Genomic DNA, 9,160 nt, shown 5'->3' with positions numbered 1-9,160 from the left:
AGGCGCGGGGCGGGCCCGCACCGCGCCTCCCGTCCGACGGCGGTCCCGCCGGGCTGGCGCCGCGTCAGCGCGCGCTGGGAGCGCCCGGCGCGCGATGGGAGCGCAGCTCGGGGAAGTGCTCCTCGCGCCACTCGCCGGCGGACGGCGTCCCGCTCGCGGCAGCCCGTTCCTCGAGCTCGCGGAGCTCGACACGGCGGATCTTGCCGGAGATGGTCTTCGGCAGCTCGGCGAACTCGACGCGGCGCACCCGCGCGTAGGCGGGCAGGACGGCACGTGCGTGCGCGAGGACCTGACGTGCGGTGTCCGCGTCCGCCGCGTACCCGGCGGCCAGGGTGACGTACGCCTTGACGATGTTGAGCCGCGCGGCGTCCGGCGCCGGGACGACGGCGCTCTCGGCCACGGCGGGGTGCTGCAGCAGCGCACTCTCGACCTCGAACGGCGACACCTTGTAGTCGGAGGACTTGAACACGTCGTCGGTCCGGCCGATGAAGGTGAGCTGCCCGTGGGCGTCGCGCGCGGCGATGTCGCCGGTGTGGAAGTGCCCGTCGCGCATGGCGTCCGCGGTGCGGTCCGGTTCGCCGAGGTAGCCCGCCATCAGGTTGACGGGGCGTTCGGTCAGGTCGAGGCAGACCTCACCCTCGTCACCGGCCTGCCCCGTGAGCGGGTCGAGCAGCACGACGCTGACGCCGGGCAGCGGGGTGCCCATCGCGCCGGCCGTCACGACCGCGCCCGGGGCGTTGCCGATGATCGCCGTCGTCTCGGTCTGCCCGTAGCCGTCGCGGATCGTCAGACCCCACGCGTCGCGGACCCGGTCGATGACCTCGGGGTTGAGCGGTTCGCCGGCGGACACGACCTCGCGGAGCGCTCGGGGGCGTGCGCCGAGGTCGGCCTGCAGCATCATCCGCCAGGCCGTGGGCGGCGCGCAGAACGTGCTGACCTCGGCACGGTCGAGCTGCGCCAGCAGTGCCCCCGGGTCGAAACGCGGGGTGTCGTGCACGAACACGGTGGCCTCGGCGATCCACGGCGCGAAGAAGCAGCTCCACGCGTGCTTGCCCCACCCGGGCGAGCTGATCGCCAGGTGCACGTCACCGGGGCGCACGCCGATCCAGTGCATCGTGCTGAGGTGCCCGACGGGGTAGGACGTCTGGGTGTGCACGACCATCTTCGGCTTCGAGGTCGTGCCCGACGTGAAGTACACCAGGCACGGGTCGGTCGTGCGCGTCGTGACGACCGGGCGCCGTTCACCCGCGGGCGCCGGCTCGCCGAGGTGGTCCGGGTACGACGTCCACCCGTCGGCAGCACCGCCGATCACGATGCGCGAGAAGTCCCCGTGCACGCCCGCGTACTTCGGGGTCTCTCCCACGTTCGTGACCACGTGGGCGACGGACCCGCGGTCGACGCGGTCCTGCAGGTCGGCGGTGTCGAGCATCGTCGACGTCGGCAGGATCACCGCGCCGAGCTTCATCACCGCGAGCATCGTCTCCCACAGCTCGAGCTGGTTGCCGAGCATCACCAGCACGTGGTCGCCCTTGCGCACGCCGTGCGCGTCGAGCACCACCGCCAGCCGATCGGACCGGGCTGCCATCTCGGCGTAGCTGAAGCGGCGGTCGCCGTCGGCGTCCACGAGCCACAGCGCCGTCCGGTCGTTGCCCGCGGCGATGACGTCGAACCAGTCGTCCGCCCAGTTGAACGTGTCGCCGAGGTCCGGCCACGCGAACGCGGCGGTGCGCTCGGCGGCGTCCTCGGGGCCGTCGGGGTCGGGGCGGTCCGGGTCGGTCAGGGCGAGGAGCTGGTCACGGGCGGCGCGGTACGCGGTGGTCACGGTCGGGTTCGGCACCTGTCGATCATGCCGGATCGGCCGCGGAAACGGGGTGTCAGAGCACCTTCCGGAGCAGGATCGAGTCGCCGTGCAGCGCATCGGGTTCCGTCTGCCCGGTGTCGGTGAACCCGAGTTTCTCGAGCACCCGGAGCGATGCGGTGTTCCAGGCGCGCACCGTCGCGGCGAGGTGGGCGTACCCGACGGTCCGGGCCTGGTCGACGACCGCCGTCGCGGCCTCGGTCGCGAACCCGTGGTTCCACGACGAGCGCAGGAACTCGAACGCGAGCTCTGGTTCGTCCGGCTGCCCGACGCTGTTCGCGACGAGGCCGCAGTACCCGACGGGGCCGGGTTCGGCCAGGCGTTCGACGACGAGCAGGCCGGGTGCCGGCCCGGGGTCGTGGGAGCGGGCCCAGTCCTGCAGCTCGGCGGTGGTCGGTCGCCCGTCGGGGCTGATCCGACGACGTGCGGGGACCCGGGGGTCGCGCTCCTGCCACAGCCGGCGGTGGAAGGCCGCGTCCTCGGGCCGCCAGTGCCGCAGGCGGAGTCGATCGGTCACGAGCGCGTCGTCGTGCTGCTCGTGTGCGTCGCTGTCGGCCATGTGGTCAGTCTGCCGCCCGAGGGGTTCTTGGTGGTTCCTGGGTGCCGACCCGCCACGATCACCGTGTCGGTCCTGCGCCGTGTGCGGCAGGATCGGTCCCGACGCGGTGCCGTCGGAACGCATCCCCCCTCGCGTTCCGGCGGCGCCGCAGTGGAAGGAGCGCTGGTGTCGTCATCGTGGTGGTCGTCCGTCGCCGACGCGGCGACCCGGTGGTCGTTCCGGTCCGGGCAGGAGCGGGATCCGGACCGGCTGGCGTACCGACGGTCGGTGATCGGGATCGGGTTGCGTGTCGCCGTCGTCTCCGCCGCGCTGGTCGCCGCGATCATCGTGCTGGTGGTCGGGTACGTCCTGTGGCAGCTCACGCCCGGCCAGGTGCACGAACCGCCGGGGCCTGCCGACGTGCACATCACCCTGGACACCGTCGACCTGAGCATCGCCGTGGTCGGGGTCGGTGGGTTCGCGATCGTGCTCGCCGGGATCGCCGCGTGGGTGATCGCCCGCCGGGCCGTGCGGCCGATCGCCGAGGCAGCGCGGGTGCAGCGCACCTTCGTCGCCGACGCCAGCCACGAGCTCCGCACTCCGCTGACGGTCCTGCACGCCCGGGTGCAACGCCTGCAGAAGCTGACACCCGCGGACGACCCGCGGCGGGACGTGGTGGACGAGTTGCGGAGTGACACCCGCGTGCTGATCGACATCGTCAACGACCTGCTCGACGCCGCGGCCGGCACCACCGAACCCGGCGGCACGGCCGACCTGGACAGGGCACTGACGACGGTGCGACGGGACATGGCCGTCCTGGCCGAGGAACGCCAGGTGCATCTGGACGTCCGTGCGGACCCGGGCGACACGGGTGCCGTGGTCGCCGTGTCCGAGCCACAGCTGCACCGGTGTCTGGTCGCACTGACGGACAACGCGATCGGTCACACCCGCCCGGGCGGACACGTGCGGGTCGAGGCGACGACCGCCGGGCCCTCGGTCGTCATCCGCGTGACCGACGACGGATCCGGCATCACCGGCATCGCGCCGACCCGGGTGTTCGACCGGTTCGCGCACGGCACGAGCGCCTCGGCCACCCGGACCGGTCACGGCATCGGGCTCGCCCTGGTGCGGGACGTGGCCGTCCGTGCCGGCGGGGACGTCACCGTCGAACGGACCGGTCCCGGCGGCACCGTGTTCGCGCTGCGTCTCCCCCTGCTCCGGAGCACACCAGTCCCCCGTGACCGAGAGGACCACCCGTGACGCCCCGCCTGCTGCTCGTCGAGGACGACCCGCGCCTCGGACCGCTCGTCGCCGACGTCCTGCAGGACGACTGGAACGTGACGCTCTGCGCTGACGGCGAGTCCGCGCTGCAGGTCGCCGCGGATCGGTACTTCGACGTGATGGTCGTCGACCGGCGGCTGCCCGGGATCGACGGCGCCGAGGTCGTCGCGACGTTGCGGGCCCGTCGCGTCAGCACCCCCGTGCTGATGCTGACGGCGCTCGGGAGCGTCCGGGACCGCGTGTCGGGGCTCGATGCCGGAGCGAACGACTACCTGGTCAAGCCGTTCGACTTCGACGAACTCGCAGCGCGGCTCCGGGCGCTGACCCGGGACTACACCGGGACCGGCGACGGCATCACGATCGGCGGCTGGGCGTTCCACCCGGACGACAGCAGCATCACCTCGCCGTACACCGGCCGGGTGATGCTGACGGAGAAGGAGACCGCGATGCTGCGGCTGCTCGCGAGCGAACCCGACCGCGCGTTCACCCGTCAGCACCTGCTGTCCGCGGTGTTCGAGCACGGTGAGCAGCTCAACACCGTCGACACGTACGTGCACTACGTCCGCCGGAAGACCGACCGCGACCTGATCACCACGATCCGCGGCGTCGGCTACCGACTCGGCACCCCCGCCTGAGCGCCGTCGGGCGGTCGGTGGTGCGCCGACGGGGGCGGTGGGTCGACCCGGCGGACGCGGGTGGGGCCTCCAGACCGGACGGTGTCAGCGACCGCCGGTCGAGGGACGCGTCCGGACCGGCGCCGACCACCAGGTGAGCAGGACGGCGGTGCAGGTGCCGGTCGCCATGATCGCGGCCAGGACGACGATCTGGAAGCGGCCGGCCTCGATCGGGGACACGCCGCCGAAGACCGCACCGACGAACGCCCCGGGCAACGTCACCAGCCCCGTGGTGCGGGTCTGGTCGACCGTCGGCACGAGCGCCGCGCTCACTGCACGACGGACCAGGTGCCGGGTGGCTTGACGCGGGGTCGCACCGACTGCCAGCCAGCCCTCGACGTCGTCCCAGCGGTCGTCGACGAGTTCCCGGAAGCGCCGGCCGGAGATCGTGGCGATCGTCATCGCGTTGCCGATCACGATCCCGCCGACCGCCAGCGCGTACCGGGGGCTCAGCTCGATGGCGCCGGTCCCGAAGACGACGACGCCACTGACCAGGACACCGACGCCCATCGACACCGCGACCGGCACCACCATCTGCCGCACCGAGCCCAGCCGGCGCGACGACGTCAGGACGGCGACCGTGAACATCACCGTCAGGGCCAGCGCGATCAGCGGCGGCGACGTGATCACCCCGGCCAGGACCAGGCTGATCGCCGCCAGCTGCGCGGTGCCGCGCAGGATCGCCAGGGCCGGTGCCCACGGTGCGTCCGCCTTCGTGACCAGCAGCACGGCGGTCGCCAGCGCGACCAGCACCGCGACCCCGAGCAGGGTGTGCAGCAGCGCGTCGGTCACGTGCGGCCCAACTCGTCCATGTGCTGCACTGTACGGGCGTCGGCGCTCAGGCCGCGGTCTCGCTCAGCGATCGGGTCGGCTGCCGTGTGCCGGCCCACACGACCCCGGCGGCGATCGCGAGCACGAGGACCACGCTGACCAGGCCGGTTCCGACGTCCAGTCCACCGCGTGCTCGGGGCACCGCGACCCAGTCCGCGAACGACGCGCCGATCGGCCGGGTGAGCACGTACGCGGTCCAGAACGCCGTCACGGGGCCGAGCAGCCGGCCGACCCGGGCCAGGACGACCAGGACCATCGCCCCCACGAACAGCAGTCCGCCACCCAGGTACCCCAGGTGCAGGGTGCTCGCAGCCAGGTCGCCGGCGGCGGTGCCCATCGCGAACGTCGCGACCACGGCGGCCCAGGAGAACAGCTGCCGGCGCATGCTGGTGATCCCGTGGACGTCGACCGTGCCCTCGACGCGACGCCAGAGCACGAACACCACGACGAGTGCGACCAGGAACACGAGCGTCGACACCGCGTACGGCACGCCGAGTGCGACGTGGGTGACGTCGGCGACCATGGTCCCGAACACCCCGACCATCGACACCGCGCCCCAGTACCGCCACGGCCGGTACCGGTCAGCGCGCAGCTGCAGGACGAGCACCACGGCGAACAGCACCGCGGTCACCAGCACCGTGGGCACGGGGTCGAAGCGGGTGACGAGGAAGTCCGACAGCGCTTCGCCCATGCCCGTCGACAGGACCTTGAGCACCCAGAACGACGTCGTCGGGTCCGGCACGCGGTTCCGGGCGGCGCTCACCGCTCCTGCCGTCCGGACGGGTGGACCGGCTCGGGTCGCGCGGTCGCACCGGTACGGCGGCGCGCCACGTGCCGTCGGCGCAGGGCGCCGATCACGATGGGCAGGACGGACACCAGGACGATGACGATCATCAGCGCGTCGATGTTGTGCGCGATGACCGGGATCCCGCCGAGCAGCACCCCGACGACCGTCAGTCCGACGGCCCACGAGACCGCCCCGATCAGGTTGAACAGCAGGAACCGTCGGTAGTGCATCTGCGCGGTCCCCGCGGCCAGCGGGACGTAGGTGCGGACGATCGGCACGAAGCGGCCGAGGACCAGGCTCAGGCCACCCCACCGGGCGAAGAACGCCTCGGCTTCGTCGAGGCGGCTCGTGGTGAGGACTCGGGCTTCGTCGCGGAACAGGCGCCGGCCGAAGCGCTTGCCGATCCAGTAGCCGACCTGGTCGCCGGCGATCGCGGCGAGGGAGGCCACCAGGGCGACCTGCCACGGCGCGATGCCGAGGGCGCCGCTGATGATCGCGGCCGTGACCAGGAGCGAGTCACCCGGCAGGAACGGGAACAGCACGCCCGACTCGATGAAGATCAGCACCGCGATGCCGGCCAGGACGTACGGGCCGAACGCGTGCAGGACGGACGCGGCGTCGAACAGGTTCACGGGGTCAGCCGATCAGCTGCGAGCGCAGCGCGGGCTCGTCGCGGCGCCGGCGGACCGACAGCCACGTGATGATCGCCGTGATCACGACCAGGAACACGATGCTGGTGGTGATCGTGCCGATCCCGAGCCCGCCGTCCTTCGTGGACGACGACAGCAGGTCCCCGGTCGAGGCCCCGAGCGGGCGGGTCAGGACGTACGCGATCCAGAAGCACACCACGGGGCCGCGGCGCCCGATGAACCAGACCGCCGCGGTGGCGGCGATCGCTGCGGCGAACAGCAGCAGCGACGGGAAGTACCCCAGGCCGGTCTGCTCGGCGATCAGGTCGCCCGCCGCGGTGCCGAGGGCGAAGGTGAACAGGATGGCCAACCAGTAGAAGGCCTCACGGCGCACGGTGTCGATGCTGTGGATCGAGAGCGTGCCCTCGGAGCGGTACCAGACGACGAAGACGGCGGCCAGGGCGACGGCGAACACGGTGGTGCTGACCACCAGGGGCACGCCCAGTCCATCGGTCAGGTTGTCGGTGATGCACGTGCCGACGATGCTGATCAGCACGACGGTGGTCCAGTACAGCGGCGGTCGGTAGGCACGGGCCCGGAACTGCAGCACCAGGAACACCACCAACGCCACCGCCATGATCACCGTGGTCAGCGGCAGGCCCAGTCCGACGGTGTCGCTGAGCAGGTCCGCCGCGGTCTCACCGACCGTCGTGGCCAGGACCTTGATGATCCAGAACGACGCGGTCGGGTCCGGCACCTTGTTGGCGTGGGTCCTGTGTCGCAGCGGTGCTGCGGGCGAGTGGGACATGACGTGCTCCTCGTCGGACGTGCCCGGTCGCGCAGGGTGCGGCGCCGGGTGCGGTGTCGACGCTAGGAACCGGGTCACAAGACTTCGCCAAGAAACGTCGGGCCGGCATCGACTGTGCATGTCGCCCGAGTTCACGAGTCGGAAACGACAGTCCGCACATGGCCCCCCATCCAGGGGCTCACTACGGTTGCCCCAACCCGCCGGCCACCCCGGCCGACACCCTTCCCCAGGAGCATCCGATGGCCAGTGCAGCGTCAGCACCACCAGCCCCGTCCGTCGTCGTCGACGACTACTCCCTGTCCCGTGTCCCCACGTCCGCCCGCTACGGCTGGTTCCAGGTGGCGGTGCAGCGCTTCGGACAGATCTCCGCCCTGTCCCAGTTCCTGCTCGGCGCCACGCTCGGCTTCGGCATGGGCTTCTGGGAGGCGTTCTGGGCGATCACCCTCGGCGCCGTGATCCTCGAGGTCGTGTCCGTGTTCGTCGGCGTCATCGGCATGCGCGAGGGCCTGAACACCTCGGTGATCGCGCGGTGGACGGGCTTCGGCAAGGCCGGCTCCGCGCTCGTCGGCCTGGCGATCGGCCTGAGCCTGATCGGGTGGTTCGGCATCCAGTCCGGGGTGTCCGCCGCCGGGCTCGTCACGATCCTGCCGGTGCTGCCCGCGTGGGCGTGGTCGCTCGTGTTCGGGCTGCTCGTCACCGCGATCGTGCTGCGCGGCTTCCACTCGATGCAGTGGCTGGCGAACATCACGGTGCCGCTGTTCCTGATCCTGGTCGGCTGGGCGGTCATCGTCGAACTGAGCCAGCACTCCCTGGCCGAACTCGCCGCCAAGGCCCCGGCCGGGCCCGAGCTGAGCTTCGTCGCCGGCACCACCCTGGTGGCCGGCGGCTTCATCGTCGGCGCGGTGATCACGCCGGACATGACCCGCTTCAACCGCTCGGTCGGCGACGTCGTCAAGCAGACCGCCCTCGGGGTCACCCTCGGTGAGTACGCCATCGGGCTCGCCGGCGTCCTGCTCGCCCACGCCGTGGGGTCCTCGGACATCACCCGCGTGATCACGTCGAGCGTCGGCTGGGTCGGCATCCTGGTGATCCTGCTCGGCACGTTCAAGATCAACGACTGGAACATCTACAGCTCGAGCCTCGGCGTGACGAACTTCATCGACGTGGTCTTCGGCCGCAAGGTGAACCGCGGCGTCGTCACGATCGTGCTCGGCGTCGTCGGGTCGGTGCTCGCCGCGGTCGGGTTCCTCGACGCCTTCACGCCCTTCCTGATCGTCCTGGGGGTCGTCTTCCCGCCGATCGCCGGGATCATGGTCGCCGAGTACTTCGTCGTGAAGCGGTGGCGCGGCGAACTCAGCGCGAGTACGGCCCTGCCCGCGACCAGCCCGACCTGGGTCCCCGCGACGCTCGTCATCTGGGCGATCGCCGCGGTCGTCGGCTACTTCGTCGCGATCGGCATCCCGTCGATCAACTCGGTCGTCATCGCCTTCGTGCTGTACGTCGTGGCGGGCAAGGCCGGCTGGGTCCGGGGTGTCGGGACCAGCCGCACCGAGCAGGAGCCCGTCGTCGAGACGGCCACGGAACCGGCGCCGGCGCCGACCCCCGCCCCCACCCCCGCGAACTAGCCCGAGCACGATGCCGGAGCACGACACCGGCGAACCAGACCGGCGGGGGGGGGGGGCCCCCCCCCCCCCCCCCCCCCACGACTCTCTAGACTCCCCACCATGGCAAGTGCTCGCGACCGCGTCCTGGAC

The 9,160-nt window shown here is 71.9% G+C and carries 9 protein-coding genes; 3 read left to right on the top strand and 6 right to left on the bottom strand.

What is annotated here, in order from left to right:
* Positions 1-64: 64 nt before the first annotated feature.
* Positions 65-1,837: an AMP-binding protein gene (locus MT346_RS17805; protein ID WP_243564460.1), complete on the bottom strand. Its 1,773-nt coding sequence runs from the start codon at positions 1,835-1,837 to the stop codon at positions 65-67.
* Between the two features lie 37 nt (positions 1,838-1,874).
* Entirely contained in the window at positions 1,875-2,417 is a 543-nt protein-coding gene (locus MT346_RS17800) for a GNAT family N-acetyltransferase (protein WP_243564459.1), read from the bottom strand.
* Between the two features lie 165 nt (positions 2,418-2,582).
* Between MT346_RS17800 and MT346_RS17795 the strand changes: the two genes are divergently transcribed.
* Entirely contained in the window at positions 2,583-3,656 is a 1,074-nt protein-coding gene (locus MT346_RS17795; RefSeq protein WP_243564458.1) for a sensor histidine kinase KdpD, read from the top strand.
* A complete protein-coding gene (locus MT346_RS17790; RefSeq protein ID WP_243564457.1) occupies positions 3,653-4,312 on the top strand; it encodes a response regulator transcription factor in 660 nt (219 codons plus the stop codon). The genes MT346_RS17795 and MT346_RS17790 overlap by 4 nt, the downstream gene beginning before the upstream one ends.
* Positions 4,313-4,396: 84 nt before the next feature.
* Here MT346_RS17790 and MT346_RS17785 read toward each other — a convergent pair whose 3' ends face one another.
* From MT346_RS17785 to MT346_RS17770, 4 genes are read right to left on the bottom strand one after another with little or no spacing between them, the layout of a single operon-like run.
* On the bottom strand, positions 4,397-5,143 hold the full coding sequence (locus MT346_RS17785) for an ABC transporter permease (RefSeq protein WP_243564456.1): 747 nt from the start codon (positions 5,141-5,143) through the stop codon (positions 4,397-4,399).
* Between the two features lie 46 nt (positions 5,144-5,189).
* On the bottom strand, positions 5,190-5,945 hold the full coding sequence (locus MT346_RS18540; protein WP_243564455.1) for a hypothetical protein: 756 nt from the start codon (positions 5,943-5,945) through the stop codon (positions 5,190-5,192).
* Positions 5,942-6,601: a DedA family protein gene (locus tag MT346_RS17775; RefSeq protein ID WP_243564454.1), complete on the bottom strand. Its 660-nt coding sequence runs from the start codon at positions 6,599-6,601 to the stop codon at positions 5,942-5,944. The genes MT346_RS18540 and MT346_RS17775 overlap by 4 nt, the downstream gene beginning before the upstream one ends.
* Positions 6,602-6,605: 4 nt before the next feature.
* Positions 6,606-7,406: a hypothetical protein gene (locus tag MT346_RS17770; protein ID WP_243564453.1), complete on the bottom strand. Its 801-nt coding sequence runs from the start codon at positions 7,404-7,406 to the stop codon at positions 6,606-6,608.
* Between the two features lie 239 nt (positions 7,407-7,645).
* On the opposite strand from MT346_RS17770, the gene MT346_RS17765 reads away from it, so the two are divergent.
* Positions 7,646-9,031 (top strand): cytosine permease, encoded by a 1,386-nt coding sequence (locus MT346_RS17765; protein ID WP_243564452.1) that lies wholly within the window; start codon positions 7,646-7,648, stop codon positions 9,029-9,031.
* Positions 9,032-9,160: the final 129 nt, after the last annotated feature.

Source organism: Curtobacterium sp. VKM Ac-2922 (genome assembly GCF_022815645.1).
Taxonomy (GTDB): Bacteria; Actinomycetota; Actinomycetes; order Actinomycetales; family Microbacteriaceae; genus Curtobacterium.
Note: the sequence above shows the minus strand (reverse complement) of the source record. Positions and strands in the feature narration are given on the sequence as shown.